Here is a 17,332-nt window from a genome sequence, read left to right as displayed (position 1 = left end):
AGCCGCTCCCCCTCTCGGTATACGCGTTCTTTACCTCGGCTCTCTAGGGTGGGGGCATGGTCGACCTTCCCCAGCTCCTGCTCAGCGTCTCCTACCTGGGCATCTTCGCCATCGTCTTCGCCGAGAGCGGGCTGCTGATCGGCTTTTTCCTGCCGGGCGACAGCCTGCTGATCACGGCGGGCATCCTCGCCCAGCAGGGCAGCCTGCACCTGGCGGGCGTGATGCTCGCGGTGGCCCTGGGCGCGGTCATCGGGGACAGCACCGGGTACTTCATCGGGCGCCGCTTCGGCCCGGCGGTGTTCAGCCGCCCGGACAGCCGCCTGTTTCGCCCCGAGTACGTGGAGCGCACCCAGGCGTTCTTCGAGCGCTACGGGGCCCTCTCGCTGATCCTGGCCCGCTTCGTGCCGGTGGTGCGCACGGTGGCGCCGACGCTCGCCGGGGTCGGCAAGATGCCCTACGCCCGGTTCCTGACCTACAACGTCGTGGGCGGGCTGCTGTGGGCGATCAGCGTGCCCCTGCTCGGCTTCTGGCTGGGCGGCCTGATCCCGCACCTCGACCGCTACATCCTGCTGGTGGTGGGCGTGGCCGTCGTCCTGAGCCTGATCCCGGTGGGGCTGGAGCTGCGCAAGCTGCGCGCGGGGCGGCGGTGAGCCCAAGTGGGGACGGTGTTGTGCGGGGTTCGGCGGCGGGAGACGCTCCCCGACGCTGACGCGACGCCCTCCCCGCATCGGGAGCGTGGTGGCCGGTGGGTAGGCCGAGGGAAGGGGGCGCCCCCGGCGTCGGGACCCCGCGCGGAGCAGGTGATCTCGTCGGGCCGAACCGAGCAGGGCTTCCCGCGTCACGGGTCCTGGACGGCGTTCTCGATCCGTGGCCGCCCGGGCCCGAACGCTGCGCGAGCCCAGGTCGAGGAGGTGCCGTCCCAGGGGGCGAACATCGGCATTCGCCGTCCTCCTCACCCCGTTGAGAGACCTTTCCCCCGAGTCACGCGGGGAGGCTGGCGGAGTCCCTCCTCCCCGCGCCACAGGTCTTCACAGGGCGAGCAGGAGGACACGAAAAGAGCTGTGTAAGAGTCCTCCTCCTACGTTGGGCGTGAAGAGTTCCCTGCCTTTCGACAGACACGGAACCCGAAAGGACACCGCAGATGCCCATGACCCGCACATCACGCCTCCCGGGGACCGTCCTCCTGGCCCTGGCGCTCGCCGCCTGCGGGCAGCAACCTGCCAGCGAGGCCGCGACGCCCGTTCCCGATCCGGCCCCCGTGACGACGGCCACGCCCATCGCCGTACCGACGGCGCGGGCGCCCTACGCCCTGATGGTCAGCACGGACAAGTCGGACAGCGTCCAGGGCCTTGAGCGCGAGTTCGGGGGCAGGGTGGTCGCGTTCAGCGCGCAGGCAGGCTACGCCCTGCTCGCCGTCGATTCCGCGCAACTCCCCGTTGTCACTCAGGGTGCCGGGGGGAAGGCGCGGTCGCGGCGCGTCGTCGAACCCAACCAGGCCGCCTTCGATGGTGGGGGCGTGACCGCCATGCAGGGGCGGCGCACCCTGTGGGCGGGGGGCGAGTTCCGGGCCTGGACGGGTGGGCGGCGCACCCTGTGGGCCGGGGGCAGCTACGCGCCGGTGCCCGAGAACAGCGTGACCTGGGGACAGGTCCGGCTCCAGCAGGCGCAGCGGCTCGCCCCGCATCTCGGCGCGGGCGTCAAGGTCGCGGTCATCGACACGGGCCTCGACCTCACCCATCCCGCCTTCGAGGGGGCGCTCGCGCCGCAGGGCGAGTGGTGGGACTTCTACGGCAACGACGCGCTGCCGCAGGACGAGGGGGCCCTCGGCATCGGCGGGTACGGGCACGGCACGAGCGTGGCGGGCATCGTGCTGCAGGTGGCGCCGAACGCGACCATCCTGCCGTTGCGCGTCCTCGGCCCGGACGGCTCCGGCGACATCCTCGGCGTGGCCAAGGCCATCGACTGGGCCGTCAAGCACGGCGCGCGCGTGATCAACCTCAGCCTGGGCAGCGACGAGCGCTCTCAGATCGTGCAGGACGCCATCGAGCGAGCGACCAGGAGCGGCGTGTTCGTGGTCGCGTCCGCCGGGAACGAGAACACGGATCCCATCACCTATCCCGCGCGCGACGCGGCCGGCAAGGGCAACGAGCGCGAGCTCAGCGTCGGCAGCGTCGACGCGCGCGACGTCAAGTCCAGCTTCTCGAACTACGGCAGCGCCCTGGAGGTGGTCGCGCCCGGCGAGGACGTGTTCGGCCCCGCGCCGCGCGACGCGAACGGCGTGCCGCAGCTCGCGGCGTGGAGCGGCACGTCGATGGCGGCCCCCATGGCGGCGGGCGGGCTCGCGCTGGCCCTCGGGGAGTCGGACAAGAAGGTGCGTGGGGATCTCGCGCAAAAGATGAGTGCGCGCGCCCACAACGTGTACGGCCTGCCCGGCAACCGCGCGTACAGGACCAAACTCGGCGTGCAGGGTCGGCTCGACCTCGAGGCTTTTTTGCGCGACGTGTTGGGGCTGGGCGACGAGAATGACGACCATAACGAGTGAGACGAGGGCCCTGGCGGTCGGGACGGCAGGCGGGTGAGATGGACGGCGGTGTGCGCGGGGACCGGCGGGCGACGCGGCTTGAATTGAGCGGCGCAGCGGGAGGTGACGCCCAGACGGTCGTGGACGCGCTCGTCGGGGCCGCCGAACAGTTGGTCGGCGCGGACGCGCCTCGCGCGGCCGAAGTGGCGCGCGAGGCACGGTCGGCCGCGCGAGGCGCGGTGTACCCGGCGGGAGAGGTGCGCGCCCTGCTCGTCCTGGGTGCCGCGCTGGCGGAACGCGGGATGCGCGATGAAGCCCGTGACGCGTTCGGGCGCGCCCGGAACGTCGCCAGGCGGGCAGGCGACCTGCCGGGCGTCATGGAGGCGCTGGGCGCGGACGGCAAGCTGATGCTGGATTATGGGGACATCGCCGCCGCCGAGGCGCAGTTTCTCGAAGCGCTCGGCCTCGCCCGCGCGCACGGGCACCTGGCCGTGCAGGCGCGGATGCTCAACCGGCTGTCGGGCGCGCGGCACACCCGCGGCGCGTATGCCGAGGCCCTCGCGGCCCTCGAGGAGGCGCTGGCCGCGCACCGCGCGCTGGGGGACCACGCCGGAGAGTCGAGCTGCCTGTGCAACATCGGGAACCTGTACGTCAGCCTGGGCCGCTACCCGGAGGCGCTGGGGGCCCTCACCGAGGCGCACGCCCTGCTGCGCGGCCGGGGGGACGACGCCCGGACCCTCAACCGCACGGTCCTCAACCTGGGCACGCTCTACCTCGACATGGGCGATGTGGACAGGGCGGTCGAGCACTTCGGGCAGGCCCTCGCCCTGGCGAGGAGCGGCGGCGACACGCTCGTCGAGGTCGTGGCCCTGCTCAACATCGGCGCGGCGCGGCAGGAGGCGGGCCAGGACGACGAGGCGCGCGCCCAGCTGCTGGGCGCGCGGGAACGCGCGCGCGCCATCGGGTACGCGCCCGGGGAGGTGTCCGCCCTCGACGGGCTGGGTCGCCTGCACGAGCGCGCGGGAGAGCTCGGGGAGGCCGTCGCGTCTCACGCGCGGGCCCTGGAGCTGGCCCGCCGGGGCGAGGACGTGGAGGGGCAACTCGACGCCCTGCACCACCTCGGCCGCCTCGCCGCGCGCCGGGACGAGCTGCCGCTGGCCCTCGCGCGCCTGGGCGAGGCGCTGAGGCTGGCCCGCGAGGTGAAGCGCAAGAAGAGCGAGTGCGAGGTGCTGCTCGCGCTCGCGGACGTCCTCGAACGTCAGGGCGACGCGGCGCAGGCCCTCGCCCTCTACCGGGAGCACCACCGCGTCGAGCGTGAACTCTTCACGGAGGAGGGCGACCGCAAGACGCGCGAGCTGACCGCCCGCTTCGACATCGAGCGCGCCCGCCAGGAGGCGGAGGCGCAGCGCGAGCGCACCGAGATCGAGCGGCGCGCCCGCGAGGGGGCCGAGCGCACCGTGCTCGAACGCACCGCCGCCCTCGAGCGCGCGCAGCTCGAGGTGGCCGCGCGGCTGGCGACCGCCGCCGAGTACCGCGACGACGCGACCGGCGAACACACTTGGCGCGTGGGGCACGGCACCGCGCGCCTGGCCGCGCACCTCGGGCTGCCCGCCGCGCAGGTGGAACTGGCGCGGGTCGCCGCGCGCCTGCACGACGTCGGCAAGATCGGGATCCCGGACGCGATCTTGCTCAAGGCGGGGCCGCTCACGCCGGGGGAGTACGACGAGATGCGCGCGCACGCCGCGCTGGGCGCGCGCCTGCTCGCGAGCGGCGAGTCGGCGCTGCTGCAGATGGCCGAGGACATCGCGTGGTCGCACCACGAGCGCTGGGACGGGCGCGGGTACCCGCGCGGCCTCGCGGGCGAGGCCATTCCGCTGATGGGGCGCATCGTGGCGGTCGCGGACGTGTTCGATGCCCTCACGCACGCGCGGCCCTACAAGGCGGCGTGGACCCGGGAGCAGGCGCTCGCGGAACTCCACCGCGGCCGCGACACACAGTTCGACCCCCGGGTGGTGGACGCCGCCCTGTGCGTGTTCGGGGCGGCGACGTACGAGGAGGACATGCGGCGTGAGCTGCGCGCGCAGCGGGAGGCGGGCGCACAGTTCCACCTCCCGGCGCTCCAAGGCCCGGGGCAGGACGTGGCGGCGCTGCGCGCGCACTACGAGCACCTGCTGGCGGAACAGACGCGCGACCTCGAGCGGGCGCGGCGGGAGGCCGAATCGACGGCGCGGCGCCTCGAACTCGCCGCCCGCACGGACGTGCTCACGAACCTTCCCAACCGCCGGGCCTTTGAGGAGGACCTGGAGCGCGCGCTCCGGGAGGCGGCCCACGGTGACAGTGTTCTGGTGCTGTCCATGGACCTCGACGGCCTCAAGGCCGTGAACGACCACCAGGGCCACGAGCGCGGCGACGACCTGCTGCGCGCCTTCGCGCGGACCCTGCAGGCGGCGCTTGGGGACCGCGGCGAGGTGTACCGCATCGGGGGCGACGAGTACGCGGCGATCCTGTCAGGCGCGGCGGACACGGGCGTGGCGATCCTGGAGGACATCGAAGCGGTGGCGGCCCGCGTGCGCGAGCAGGGTTTTCCAACGTCGGGTGTCAGCGCGGGCATCGCCGCTTTTCCGCGCGAAGCGGTGACGGCGGGCGAGCTGCTGCGCCTCAGCGACCAGCGCATGTACCGCGCCAAGGGAGGTCGCCGGGGGCAGCCCAACCTCCGGGCCCCGGCGTCGGCCCCTGAGCTGACATAGGGCATAGGGCCGCCTCACTCGGCCCGGCGCCAGGGGAGTATGTCCAGGAGGAACGACGAGCCGGGCCGCGGAGAGCGCCACCTGTCACCCTCCCAGAGCTGTCCAGCCTGCGCACCCCCATTCCGCTGACCTGACCCGGGAGGTGGCCCCTGGTGGCCCCGCGGAGGTTTCTCGTGCCGGGCCTGATGTCGGCGCCAGTGAGCTGTACACCGACCAGCACCAGGTTCACGGGCCAGGGTCCATAACGCTGGGGGAACCCCTGCACCTGCCTGTCGCCTCCGCCCCGACGCTCTACTTGCCGAGCTTCCTGACCGCCTCCTCCGCCTCCTTGAGGCTGCCGAACTCGCCCGCGAGGTAGGCCCACTCCGCGCCACCTTCTGGTTTGGAAAGCTGGGCGTTCAGCTTCCAGAACTTGGGGTCGGTGTGCTTCTCCAGGTGAATCCGGTGGATGGCCGCGGCATTCACGTAGCTGCCGTCCTCCAGCTTGATGAACTTCGCCATGCCCCAGCTTAAGCGGCTCCCCCCATGACATCAGGAGGTGAGCAGGATGAGCCCCAGCGAACAGCAGAGATGCGAAACCACTTCCTCCGCCTCCGGGAGCCAGGAGAAAACACCCTCTCCCGAACAGCGAGGGGGTGACACCCGCCGGGCATTGACCCTGTGCCCGGTTTTGGCTATGATGGCACTGTCAGGGTATGCGCTGAACACGGGATGACCGTGTGCTCTGGCACCGCCCGAAGAGGGTCCCTACCCGAGAGTGGGATAACCAAGAGGATCAGTTCCAGCTCAATTTCAAAAGCGGCGGCACACCTGAGGTGTGCCGTCGCTTTTACCTCTGCACCTTGACCGGTCTGTTCATCTGGGTGTTGTAGAGCAGGAACTCGAACTTGACCGGCTTCGTCCTGGGCCGGTTTTCCAGCCTGTCGGCGTCCCGCGGAAAAGCACTCTCCACGATCAGCCTGAGCTGCCTGCTGCCCTGCTCCTTGTAGGGTTTGAAGTACACCTCGTACTCCACCTGCTCACCCTCCCGCGACGTCACCTCGATGGTGAAGGAGTTGCCGTGTCCGGTGTGAAAGCATTTCCTGCCCATCAGGTCCCGGACCAGGGCGGGCAGTTGCCGCGACAGCTCGTAGCGCAGGGTGTCGAAGCTGCGGTAGTCGCGGTTGGTGACGTGCCGGTATTCGAGCGCGGGGTCGTCTCCAGGCTTTTTCTTCTCCGTGAAGCAGTGATGGCCGAAATGCACGAACACCCGGTACGTGACGGCGGGTTTGCCGTCCTGAGCGGGCTTGAGGTATTCGCAGGTGAAGCCGTCGAGGTGGCTGAGGTCATAGACCTGCTCCCGGTAGAGAAAGGGCGGCCATTTCGTCATTCCGGGGCAGGAGAGTGTGCCTCTCAGGGGGCGGCGGGCAGAAATCCGAAGGGAACGCCCAGCGGCGTGAGCCGCCGCCCGACCTCCTGACGACGCGCCGGGGTGCCGACGTCCCGGATCAGGAGGCGTTCGGCCCGGCCCGGATGCTCCCGGACGAACCGGGCGTAGGTCTCCGGGTCGCGCTCCCCGCTGTCCCCGATCAATGTGAACCGGGCGGTGGTGGTCCGCGCCAGAGTGTCGAGGACGCGGCTCTTGTGCTCTGCGGCGCCCTCGCGGAAGAACAGCGGCCCCTCGGGAAGCCCGCGGACATGCAGCAGGGTCCGCAGGGAGACCGTCAGCCCGTCGGGACTGTTGCTGAGGGAGATGACCGGCCCGCGCGCCGCCTGCCCGCGCAGGAGGGCGGGAACGTCCGGGAAGAGGGGCCGGGTCGTGCCGTTGGCCGTCAGGCCGCTGCGCAGCGTCCAGCCCTGCACCACTCCCGTGACGATCACCGTGTCGTCGAGGTCGGTCACCGTGAGGTGCGCCGCGCCCGGGAAGGCGGGCGGGGGAAGCTGCACGGGAGCGGCTCCCTGGACACGGACGGTGGTCGCCCCCATCGTCCCGGTGGGCAACGGGCGGGTGGCGTACCCCGGCAGGTCCGTGACCACCCGCACCGCCGGACCCCGTTCGGGCTGACAGGTCACCGGGACGCCCGGGAGCGAGCCCGGCAGCAGGCGGGCGAGGTTGCGCGGCACGTTCAGCGCCACGGGGTCGCCCGGCGCGTCGGCACGCCCGGCGACCCCGTCGTCCGCGCTGACCCGGACGCGGAGCTGCGCGGGGTCGGGGGAGTCCAGGACCGTGAGGTGCGCCGCCTGGGCGGATCACAGGAGCAGGGCAGCCAGCAGGGGTCGGGACGTCAGATGGTCGGGCACGGCTCGCCGCACGCGGAGCAGGCCCGGGAGAGCGGGGCGCGTCGCCCCAGGGGCCAGGGGTGGCGCAGGGGGCCGGGTCCCGACCGGGGTGGCAGAGGCACCCGCCGGTATACCGGCCCTTTACCCGGCGGCCCTAGGATCGCGGCATGGACTGCCCAGCCCCCTCGCTGCCCCAGGGGAAGCTCCCGTGAGCCGGACCGCACCCCGCCGCCAGACGGTTTCCTGGCGGCGCCTGCTCGGGCCCGGCCTGATCACCGGGGCGTCGGACGACGATCCCAGCGGCATCGCCACCTACTCGCAGGTCGGGGCGCAGTTCGGCTCCGGCCTGCTGTGGACGATGCTGTTCACCTTCCCCCTGATGGCCGCCACCCAGGAGATCAGCGCGCGCATCGGGCGGGTCACCGGGCGGGGGCTGGCGAGCAACCTGCGCGAGTTCGCCCCGGCTCCGCTGCTGTACGGGGTCACGGCCCTGCTGGTGGGGGCGAACGTCATCAACCTGGGGGCCGACCTGGGCGCGATGGGAGCGGCCCTGCACCTCCTGATCGGCGGGCACGCGCACCTCTACACCGCGCTCCTCGCGCTGCTGTCGGTCGCGCTGCTGGTGTTCGTGCCGTACTCCCGGTACGTGCGGGGGCTGCGGTGGCTCACCCTGGCCCTGTTCACCTACGTCGCCACGGTGTTCGTGGTGCGGGTGCCGTGGAGTGAGGCGCTGCGGGCCACCCTCCTGCCCCACCTGAGCTGGAACGCGGCCAGCCTCCAGGCCCTGGTCGCGGTGCTCGGCACCACCATCAGCCCGTACCTCTTCTTCTGGCAGGCCTCGCAGGAGGTCGAGGACTCACGGGCCGAGCCCGGGGAGACGCGGCTGCGCCACCGCCCCGACCTCGCCCCCGCGCAGTTCCGGCGCATCCGGCTCGACACCCTGGTCGGCATGGGCTTCTCGAACCTGGTGGCCTACTTCATCATCCTGACGGCCGCCGTGACGCTCCACGCCTCGGGGCAGACCCACATCGCGACGGCGGCGCAGGCGGCACAGGCCCTGCGGCCCGTGGCGGGCCGCCTCGCCTTCGCCCTCTTCGCGCTCGGGATCGTCGGGACGGGCCTGCTCGCGGTGCCGGTGCTCACGGGCTCGGCCGCCTTCGCGGTGGGCGAGGCGCTGCGCTGGCCCGTCGGCCTGGCCCGGAGGCCCCTGGAGGCCCGGGGCTTCTACCTCGTCCTGGGCGCCTCGGCCCTGCTCGGGGTGGGGCTGAACTTCACGCCGGTCGACCCCATCCGCGCGCTGGTTCTCGCGGCGGTCGTCAACGGGGTGGCGAGCGCCCCGGTGATGGCGGCGATGCTGCTGCTGGCATCGAGCCGCCGGGTGATGGGCGAGTTCGTCCTGCCGCCCGGCCTGAAGGTCCTCGGCTGGATCGCCGCCCTGGTGATGCTCACGGCGAGCGTCCTGATGCTGGCGACCCTGGGCCGGTGACGCGGGGAGGACCGGTCGCCCGTGCACCCGCCCCAGTTCCCCCGTATACCGCCGCTATACCGTTCCTATACCGCCCCGCTCCATGCTGCCGCCATGACGGATTCCCTGACTGACCTGGTGAGGCGCGCGCAGCCGGCCACCCTGCTGCGCCTGTTTCTCGGCATCCTGCTGCCCCTCATCGTGCTGGGCTTGATCGGCGAGGACGTGCTCGAAAAGGAGCGTTTCGCCTTCGAGACGCCCGCCATGCTCTGGCTGCACGGGCACGCGGGCGGGGCGCTGACCGCCTTCAGCGTCTTCATGAACTACTTCGGGGGCCCGGTCGTGATGGGCGTGGTGATCGTGCTGCTCCCCACCATCTTCTGGTTCACCCGCCACCGGCCCCAGGCGCTGTTCGCCCTGCTGGCCCTGGGCGGCGCGGCGGGCGTGCAGGCCATCATGAAGCGCATCTTCCAGCGGCCCCGCCCCGAGCTGTGGCCGCGCCTGGTGGCGGAGACGGGCGCCTCGTTCCCGAGCGGGCACAGCACCGTCGCGGCGGCGCTCGCCGTCCTGGTGGTGCTCCTGCTGTGGCACACCCGCCTGCGCTGGCCGGCCCTGGTGCTTGGCGCGGGCTACTACGCCCTGATGGCCCTCTCGCGGGTCGTGCTGGGCGTGCACTACCCCACCGACGTGCTGGCCGGCGGCCTGACCTCGCTGGTGTGGGTTCTGGGCACGTACCAGATTCTGCGCGGGCGGCTCCTGCCGCGGAATGCGGGGCGAGCATGAAGCCTCCGGAGATCGAGGACGAGGCCCGGATCGGCGGCGCGTTCCCGGACAGGTCGGCCACCGGCCACGGGCTGGACCTGTGGCCGCAGGGGGGCCACACGCCCTCCTTCCCGGCACGCGACACGGCTGAGCCCTGGAACAGCGCCCCGGCCGTGGGGGGGCGCTCCAGTCCGGTCCAGTCTTCCGTCTTCCAGGAACGGCCCTCCCCGCCGCACCCGGCGGACCGGCGGTCCCAGACGTGGCGGCTGCCGGGTGGGTTCGTGCTTGACCCAGGGACCAGGGAGCTGTCCCGTGACGGCGCCCGGGCGGCGCTGACCCGCCGGGAATTCGCCCTGCTCGAACTGCTGGCGAGTCAACCCGGTCGCGTTTTCACGCGGGCCGAGATCATCGCGGACGTCTGGGCCGGGAAGGCCCGGGTTCAGCCCAGGGTGATCGACGTGCACGTCCGCGCCATCCGCCGCAAGACCGGGCCGCAGGTCATCGAGACGTCCCGCTGCGCCGGGTACCGGCTGGGGGCGGTCACGTGAGGTTTGGGTGGGCACGTCCGGGAGGCCGGGGCCGACTCTGGCGGGTGCGCGAACGGCTCGTGATCCTGGGGCCAGCCGAACGAACGGCGGCGGCGCTGGGTGCTGGGCGGGCAGCGGGGTGGGACTCAGGGGCCTTTCCAGTCCGTCGGGGCTGGCCTGTGGAGCGCGCGTGACTGCCACGCCTGCCCCTGAGTCGCTGTGGCCAGCCCGGGTCGCCATCCTGACCGTCCTGGGGTTGAACCTGCTGCTGGGCGAACACCTCACTCCCGGCCCGAACTGGCTGCTCCCGGCGGTCGAGACCATGTTGTTGCTGCCGCTGAGCGTCCTGCGGGGGCGTCAACGCCGACATCTCCACCTTCACGGGCAGGCGGACCGTGCCCTGAGCCGCGTGACCCGCCCGCTCGCGCTGGGCCTGACCGGGCTGCTGCACCTCGCCAACCTCACGTCGCTGGGCCTGCTGGTGGGGGACCTGCTGGGGGGCAGCGGCGCGACGGGCCGGGCGCTGCTGGCGGACGCGCTGAACCTCTGGGTCACGAACGTGCTCGTCTTCTCGCTGTGGTACTGGGAACTCGACCGGGGCGGCGCCCTGCGCAGAACCCGCCCGGGGACCTACCCCGACTTCCTCTTTCCCCAGGCCGGGACGGCGGGCCTGGCCCCCGAGGGGTGGCGGCCCGAGTACGTCGACTACCTGTTCGTGGCGTTCACGAACGCCGCCGCCTTCAGCCCGACCGACACCCTCCCGCTCACCCGGCGCGCCAAGGCGCTGATGACCTTCCAGGCGGCCACGTCGATGCTGACCGTGGTCCTGGTCGCCAGCCGCGCCGTGAACATCCTGAGGTGACCCCATGCGCAGACGGCACGTTTTGATCACCACGGCAGTTCTCGGCGCGGCTGGCCTCGCGGCCTGGATCAACCTGCCCGCCGTGGGGCGGGTGTTCGACGCGGGGGCGGACCGGGTCGCGGCCCTGCCGCCCACGGCCCCCTTCCGCCCCGGCCAGCGGGTGCTGGTCCTCGCGCCGCACCCGGACGACGAGACGCTGTGCTGCGCGGGGCTGATCCAGCAGGCCCAGGCGGCCGGGGCGCGGGTGTTCGTGGCCTGGGCGACCGCCGGGGACGGCTTCGAGTTCGACGCGGTGCTGACCCGGCGGGTGCTGGACCCCGGCCCTGCGGACATGCGCGCCCTGGGGGACACCCGGGCGGCCGAGGCGCGGCGGGCCGTGGCGCTGCTGGGCGTGCCCCCGGAACGGACCTTCATGCTCGGGTACCCGGACGGCGGGCTCTTCCGGCTCTTCACCACCCAGTACGCGGAGCCCTACACCGCGCCACACACCGCGTCGGGCGCCGTGTACGTGCGGGGCGCCCTGACACCCGGCGCGCCGTACACCGGGCGGGCGCTGGAGGCCGATCTGTCGCGGGTGCTGGGCCGGGTCCGGCCGGACCTGGTGCTCGCCCCCGCCCCGCAGGACTTCCACGCCGACCACCGCACCCTCTCCTACCTCGCCATGCGGCTCATGAGCGCGCGGGGCCAGGAGGCGAGGGTGCGCTACTGGGTGGTGCACGGCGGCCTGGAGTGGCCGCTGCCCAAGGGCCTGCACGCGGGGCTGCCGCTGACCCTGCCGCCCCTGGCGAAGACCTTGCCGTGGGCCCGGGCGGACCTGACCCCCGCCCAGGTCGCGCGCAAGCGGGCGGCGGTGGACGCCTACCGCACCCAGACACGGGTGATGGGGCGTTTCATGCACGCCTTCGTGCGGCAGAACGAACTGCTCAGCGCGGAGCCCCTGCCGGAGGAGAGGGGGGCAGATGGTCTGAAGGTGAGTCCGACTTCAAGGTAGGGAAAGCGCAGAGCAGAGACAGCCGACTTTTCTCCCCGGCATGCGGGAACAAGCCAATCAAGAGGGCAGGAGGCGTGGCGATGACCAGTGAAACGCGGGACAGCATCAACGACATCTGGGGGGAACGCACCCCGCACGGGGCCGGGCAGGCGTGGCCTGCGCGGGTGGACGAGCGGGTCTCGGAAACGCCCGAGCGCTGGGTCCGGGGGGCGTGCGTGCTGTGCTCCAACGGCTGCGGCCTCGACATCGGCGTGAAGGACGGCCGGATCGTGGGCGTCCGCGGCCTCGCTTCTGACATGACCAACAAGGGGCGCCTGGGGCCCAAGGGCCTGCACGGCTGGGAGGCGAACAACAGCGGGGACCGGCTGGTCAGGCCCCTGGTCCGCAGGGATGGGCAGTTGCGGGAGGCGAGCTGGGACGAGGCGATGAGCCTCATCGTGCGGAAGTCGCAGGAGCTCGTCGAGGAACACACGAGTGGCGCCGTCGGCTTCTACACCTCCGGGCAGCTCTTCCTGGAGGAGTACTACACCCTGGCCGTGATCGGCAAGGCCGGCCTGGGCACCCCCCACATGGACGGCAACACCCGGCTGTGTACCGCGACCGCCGCCGCCGCCCTCAAGGAGTCGTTCGGGTCGGACGGCCAGCCGGGCTCGTACGAGGACCTCGACGTGACGGACTGCGTGATGCACGTCGGGCACAACGTCGCCTCGCAGCAGACGGTCCTGTGGACGCGCATCCTCGACCGTCTCGCCGGGCCGAATCCGCCGAAAATCATCGTCATTGACCCCCGCAGGACCTTCACGGCGGAGCAAGCGACCGTGCATCTCGCGCCGAAGGTCGGCACGAACGTCGCCGTGCTCAACGGGCTGCTGCACCTGATCATCCAGGCGGGCAAGACCGACCCGGCCTTTCTGCAAGCACACACGGTCGGGTACGAGAACCTGAACAGGGTCGTCGAGAAGTACACGCCGGAGTACGTCGAGGAACTGTCGGGTGTGCCTGCCGCCGACCTGCGCGCCGCCGGGGAGATTCTGGCGAACACGAAAACGCTCGTCTCCACCGTCCTCCAGGGCGTGTACCAGTCCATGCAGGCGACCGCCGCCGCCGTGCAGGTGAACAACATCCACCTGATCCGGGGCCTGATCGGCAAGCCCGGCAGCGGCATCCTCCAGATGAATGGGCAACCCACCGCGCAAAACACGCGGGAGACCGGCGCGGACGGCGACCTGCCGGGCTTCCGCAACTGGGGCAACCCTGAGCACATTGGGCAACTGGCGAAGCTCTGGAACGTCCCCTTCAACAAGATTCCGCACTGGAGTCCCCCGACCCACGCCATGCAGATCTGGCGCTACTGCGAGCAGGGCTCGATCAAGATGCTGTGGATCAGCGCGACGAACCCGGCCGTGTCCCTGCCGGACCTCGGGCGCATCCGCCGCATCCTCCAGAAAGAAGACCTGTTCGTGATCGTGCAGGACGCCTTTCTCACCGAGACCGCCCGGTACGCCGATGTGGTGTTGCCGGCCGCTATCTGGGGCGAGAAGACCGGCACCTTCACCAACGTCAGCCGTACGGTCCACATCTCGTGCAAGGCGGTCGAGCCGCCCGGCGAGGCCAGGAGCGACCTCGACATCTTCCTCGACTACGCGCGGCGCATGGACTTCCGAGATCAGGACGGGCAGCCCCTGGTCAAGTGGCACGACCCCGAGAGCGCCTTCGAGGCCTGGAAGGAATGCACCCGCGGGCGGCCCTGCGACTACACCGGCCTCACCTACGAAAAGCTTTTGGCGGGCAGCGGCATTCCCTGGCCGGTCAACGAGGGGCACCCGGACGGCACTGTGCGGCTGTACACCGACTTCGTGTTTCCCACCCATGCGGACGACGCCGAAACCTATGGGCAGGACTTCGACACGGGCGCGAGCGTCACCCCCGAGGAATACAAGGCGAACGATCCTCAGGGCCGGGCGCTGATCAAGGCGACCGACTACCGTGAGCCGCACGAGGTGCCCGACGAGGACTATCCGCTGTGGCTCACGACCGGGCGGCAGGTGTACCACTTCCACACGAGGACGAAGACCGGGCGGTCCAGCGCCTTGAATGCTGCGGCTCCCGACGCCTTCGTGCAGCTTTCCCCCGAGGACGCCGCGAGGTACGGCATCAAGGAAGGCGACTGGGTGCTGGTGGAGTCCCGGCGGGGCCTGGTGATCGAGCGCGCCCGACTCGGCAACACCGAACCCGGTCTGGTGTTCATTCCCTGGCACTACGGCTCCTGGGACGACCCCAGCCGCCCGCGCGCCGCCAACGAACTGACCCTCACGGAGTGGGACCCGGTGAGCAAGCAGCCGCACTTCAAGTACGCCGCCGTGCGGATCAGCCGGTACGCCGCAGACGCGCTCCCGACCCCCGGACTGTTGGGGCGCGCGGTGGAGGTGGCGCGGCACCTGGTCTCGGGGGAGAAGGAGCGCACCTCTTTCGCCTCCGAGTCCGGGGTCCCGCAGCCCAAGACCACGCAAAGGGTGGATGGTTGACATGCACGTCGGAAACTACCTGGGCCTGGTCCACGGGAGCGAGCAGCACCTGGTGGACGCTCTGAAAAAAGTCGCCGAACACCACGGGGACGAGCCGGACATTGAGGAGACGTGCCGGCTCCTCGCCTCGTGGTCCGAAAAGCATCTCGAACACCTGGGACTCCTGGTGCAGAAGTACGGGGAGAGCAAGAACCTTGAACCCGCCAACATGGAAAAGGCGCTGTTCCACGGGCCACAGAAGGGCAGCCTGGCGCTGCTGCGCGACCTGCACGATCTGTGGCTGCTGGCGAACGAGGTGCAGCTCTGCTGGACCGTGCTGGAACAGGCCGCCCAGGCGCTGCGCGACGATGAACTGGAGCGGGTCTGCCAGGAGTGCGGCCGGGAAACCAAGCGCCAGATCGCCTTCTTTCTGACGCGCATCAAGCAGGCCGCGCCGCAAGCCCTGGTGGTCGCCTGACCATGCCAGACCCGAATTCAGGAGGGCGAAGACTCTTCAGCCGAGGGTCCATCCCGGATGAGGCAGCGCTGGTCGTGGAAGAAAGAACCCGCCCAGATCGAGGAACGTTCCGTCACCGTGATGGCCGGGGTGCTGCTGATCGCGCTCCTCGGGGAAGTTCTGCGGCGTCTTCTCCTCAGACAGCAGGTGGGAGGTCCACCTTGATCTATTTCATGTTCGCGACCGGTATCGAGAACTCGTACCCCACCATCCAGGGCGGCCGGGTCCGGATGGACGAGATGGAGAAGTGCCGCCACTACGAGTTCTGGAAGAAGGACTTCGACCTCGTGCGCGAACTCGGGATCGAGTACCTGCGCTACGGCCCGCCGCTGCACCGGACCTGGCTGGGCCCCGACCGCTACGACTGGAGCTTCGCGGACGAGACCTACGCCGAGCTGCGGCGCCGGGACATCGTTCCCATCACCGACCTGTGCCACTTCGGGGTGCCCGACTGGATCGGGAACTTCCAGAACCCGGACTTCCCGGGGCAGTTCGCCCGCTACGCCCGCGCCTTCGCCCTGCGTTATCCCTGGGTGCAGCTCTACACCCCGGTGAACGAGATGTACATCTGCGCCCTCTTCTCGGCCAAGTACGGCTGGTGGAACGAGCAGATGACCACGGACACGGCCTTCGTGACGGCCCTGAAGCACATCGTGAGGGCGAACGTACTCGCCATGCAGGCCATCCTGGAGGTGCGCGCGGACGCCATCTTCATCCAGAGCGAGTCCACGGAATACTTCCACGCCGAGAACCCGTCCGCCATCCGCCCCGCCGAGATCATGAACGAGGTCCGCTTCCTGTCGCTCGATCTCAACTACGGTCACCGGGTCGGCTCGGAGATGTACGAGTACCTCATGGATCACGGCATGACGCGGGGGGAGTACCACTTCTTCCTGAACGAGACCCGCAAGCACCACTGCATCATGGGCAACGACTACTACGTGACGAACGAGCATCTGGTACATCCGGACGGAAGGACCGAGTGGGCGGGCGAGGTCTACGGCTACTCGGTGATCACCAACCAGTACTACGCCCGCTACGGCCTGCCGGTGATGCACACCGAGACGAACCTGGGCCAGGGGCCGAACGGCGACGAGGCCGTGAAATGGCTGCGCAAGGAGTGGGCGAACGTGCTGCGGGTGCGCAACGACGGGCTGCCCATCGTGGGCTTCACCTGGTACTCGCTGACCGACCAGGTGGACTGGGACACGGCGCTGCGCGAGAACAACGGGCGGGTCAATCCCCTCGGGCTCTACGACCTGGACCGCAACATCCGCCCGGTGGGGCAGGCGTACCGGGACCTGATCGCCCAGTGGCGCGACGTGCTCCCCACCCAGAGCGTCGTCCTCGCCCTGCCGATCTTCCCGCCCAGCCAGCAGCAGGAACCCGTGCTGCGCCGGGTGGAGAGCGGCGCCCGGGAGCGCGAGCGCCGTTCCCGCGCGGCGTCGGCCAAACTGATCGACCCCAACCTCGAAGGAGACGGAACATGAGCCGGTTCGAGAACAAGACCGTGATCGTCACGGGCGCCGCCAGCGGCATCGGCCTGGCCACCGCCACCCGCTTCGGGCAGGAGGGGGCGCGTGTCGTGATCGCCGACCTGCACGGCGACCAGGCGCAGAAGGCCGCCGAGGAGGTCAGGGCGACGGGGGCACTGGACGCCCTGGGGGTGGCCTGTGACGTTTCGAAGGCCGACCAGGTGCAGGGCTGCGTGGGGCAGGCGCTGGGGAGGTTCGGCACCCTCGACGTGATCGTGAACAACGCGGGCCTGATGACCTTCAAGCCGCTCACCGACCTGACCGTGGAGGACTGGACGCGAGTGCTGGCGGTCGATCTGCTGGGTGCGTTCCTGTTCATCCAGCAGGGGTTCCTGCACATGAGGCCGGGGGGCGCCGTCGTGAACGTCTCCAGCATCCACGCCCGTGAGACCGAGCCGCTGGTCGCGCCATACGCGGCGGCGAAAGCGGCCCTGCTGTCCCTGACGCGTTCGGCGGCCATCGAGGGTAAGCCGCGCGGCATCCGGGTGAACGCCGTGCTCCCGGGCGCGGTGGACACCCCGATGCTGTGGGACAACCCCAACGTGAAAAGTGGCGTGGAGAAGATCAACCCCGCCGACGTCGGCAAACCTCAGGACCTCGCGGCGGCCATCGCCTTCCTGGCCTCCGAGGACGCGGCCTTCA

At 70.9% G+C, this 17,332-nt stretch carries 16 protein-coding genes (1 of these 16 only partly in view); 13 read left to right on the top strand and 3 right to left on the bottom strand.

The window, feature by feature from the left end; translation table 11 throughout:
- Positions 1 to 56 precede the first annotated feature (56 nt).
- From DAERI_RS03485 to DAERI_RS03475, 3 genes are all read left to right on the top strand, one after another.
- Positions 57 to 650 carry a DedA family protein gene (locus DAERI_RS03485; RefSeq protein WP_102125944.1) on the top strand — a complete coding sequence of 198 codons (594 nt, stop codon included), beginning with the start codon at positions 57 to 59 and terminating at the stop codon, positions 648 to 650.
- 497 nt (positions 651 to 1,147) lie between these two features.
- Entirely contained in the window at positions 1,148 to 2,542 is a 1,395-nt protein-coding gene (locus DAERI_RS03480) for a S8 family serine peptidase (protein ID WP_235610233.1), read from the top strand.
- A gap of 38 nt (positions 2,543 to 2,580) precedes the next feature.
- Positions 2,581 to 5,268: a tetratricopeptide repeat protein gene (locus DAERI_RS03475; RefSeq protein ID WP_103128053.1), complete on the top strand. Its 2,688-nt coding sequence runs from the start codon at positions 2,581 to 2,583 to the stop codon at positions 5,266 to 5,268.
- A gap of 291 nt (positions 5,269 to 5,559) precedes the next feature.
- Here DAERI_RS03475 and DAERI_RS03470 read toward each other — a convergent pair whose 3' ends face one another.
- The 3 genes from DAERI_RS03470 to DAERI_RS03460 all read right to left on the bottom strand — a co-directional run bounded on the left by DAERI_RS03470 (position 5,560) and on the right by DAERI_RS03460 (position 7,383).
- Complete coding sequence (locus DAERI_RS03470) at positions 5,560 to 5,769, bottom strand: hypothetical protein (RefSeq protein ID WP_102125947.1); 210 nt, start codon at positions 5,767 to 5,769, stop codon at positions 5,560 to 5,562.
- Positions 5,770 to 6,097: 328 nt separating this feature from the next.
- Positions 6,098 to 6,637 (bottom strand): YjaZ family protein, encoded by a 540-nt coding sequence (locus DAERI_RS03465; RefSeq protein ID WP_102125948.1) that lies wholly within the window; start codon positions 6,635 to 6,637, stop codon positions 6,098 to 6,100.
- Between the two features lie 23 nt (positions 6,638 to 6,660).
- A complete protein-coding gene (locus DAERI_RS03460) occupies positions 6,661 to 7,383 on the bottom strand; it encodes a phosphatidate phosphatase App1 family protein (protein ID WP_165794058.1) in 723 nt (240 codons plus the stop codon).
- A gap of 352 nt (positions 7,384 to 7,735) precedes the next feature.
- On the opposite strand from DAERI_RS03460, the gene DAERI_RS03455 reads away from it, so the two are divergent.
- The 10 genes from DAERI_RS03455 to DAERI_RS03415 all read left to right on the top strand — a co-directional run.
- Complete coding sequence (locus DAERI_RS03455) at positions 7,736 to 9,013, top strand: NRAMP family divalent metal transporter (RefSeq protein ID WP_102125949.1); 1,278 nt, start codon at positions 7,736 to 7,738, stop codon at positions 9,011 to 9,013.
- A 93-nt stretch (positions 9,014 to 9,106) separates the two neighbouring features.
- Positions 9,107 to 9,775 carry a phosphatase PAP2 family protein gene (locus tag DAERI_RS03450; protein WP_102125950.1) on the top strand — a complete coding sequence of 223 codons (669 nt, stop codon included), beginning with the start codon at positions 9,107 to 9,109 and terminating at the stop codon, positions 9,773 to 9,775.
- The gene (locus DAERI_RS03445; protein WP_103128052.1) at positions 9,772 to 10,302 is read left to right on the top strand and encodes a winged helix-turn-helix domain-containing protein; all 531 of its coding nucleotides are present in this window, start codon (positions 9,772 to 9,774) and stop codon (positions 10,300 to 10,302) included. Before DAERI_RS03450 ends, DAERI_RS03445 begins: the two co-directional genes overlap by 4 nt.
- Before the next feature lie 169 nt (positions 10,303 to 10,471).
- The gene (locus tag DAERI_RS03440) at positions 10,472 to 11,143 is read left to right on the top strand and encodes a hypothetical protein (RefSeq protein WP_102125952.1); all 672 of its coding nucleotides are present in this window, start codon (positions 10,472 to 10,474) and stop codon (positions 11,141 to 11,143) included.
- A 4-nt stretch (positions 11,144 to 11,147) separates the two neighbouring features.
- Entirely contained in the window at positions 11,148 to 12,134 is a 987-nt protein-coding gene (locus DAERI_RS03435; RefSeq protein WP_102125953.1) for a PIG-L deacetylase family protein, read from the top strand.
- A gap of 80 nt (positions 12,135 to 12,214) precedes the next feature.
- Positions 12,215 to 14,659, top strand: a complete 2,445-nt coding sequence (locus DAERI_RS03430; RefSeq protein WP_102125954.1) for a molybdopterin oxidoreductase family protein — start codon at positions 12,215 to 12,217, stop codon at positions 14,657 to 14,659.
- A gap of 1 nt (position 14,660) precedes the next feature.
- Complete coding sequence (locus DAERI_RS03425) at positions 14,661 to 15,116, top strand: molybdopterin oxidoreductase (RefSeq protein WP_102125955.1); 456 nt, start codon at positions 14,661 to 14,663, stop codon at positions 15,114 to 15,116.
- A gap of 57 nt (positions 15,117 to 15,173) precedes the next feature.
- Complete coding sequence (locus DAERI_RS22230) at positions 15,174 to 15,320, top strand: hypothetical protein (protein WP_164973358.1); 147 nt, start codon at positions 15,174 to 15,176, stop codon at positions 15,318 to 15,320.
- Positions 15,321 to 15,328: 8 nt separating this feature from the next.
- Complete coding sequence (locus tag DAERI_RS03420) at positions 15,329 to 16,645, top strand: family 1 glycosylhydrolase (protein WP_102126019.1); 1,317 nt, start codon at positions 15,329 to 15,331, stop codon at positions 16,643 to 16,645.
- Positions 16,642 to 17,332, top strand: partial view of an SDR family NAD(P)-dependent oxidoreductase gene (locus tag DAERI_RS03415; RefSeq protein ID WP_102125956.1) — the 5' portion only. Its footprint extends 50 nt past the window's final position; the window shows 691 of its 741 coding nt (coding positions 1-691); it begins with the start codon at positions 16,642 to 16,644; the stop codon falls past the right edge of the window. The genes DAERI_RS03420 and DAERI_RS03415 overlap by 4 nt, the downstream gene beginning before the upstream one ends.

The sequence above is a fragment of the Deinococcus aerius genome (genome assembly GCF_002897375.1).
Taxonomy (GTDB): domain Bacteria; phylum Deinococcota; class Deinococci; order Deinococcales; family Deinococcaceae; genus Deinococcus; species Deinococcus aerius.
The sequence above is the reverse complement of the archived record's forward strand: the minus strand, read 5'-3'. Positions and strand labels throughout refer to the sequence as shown.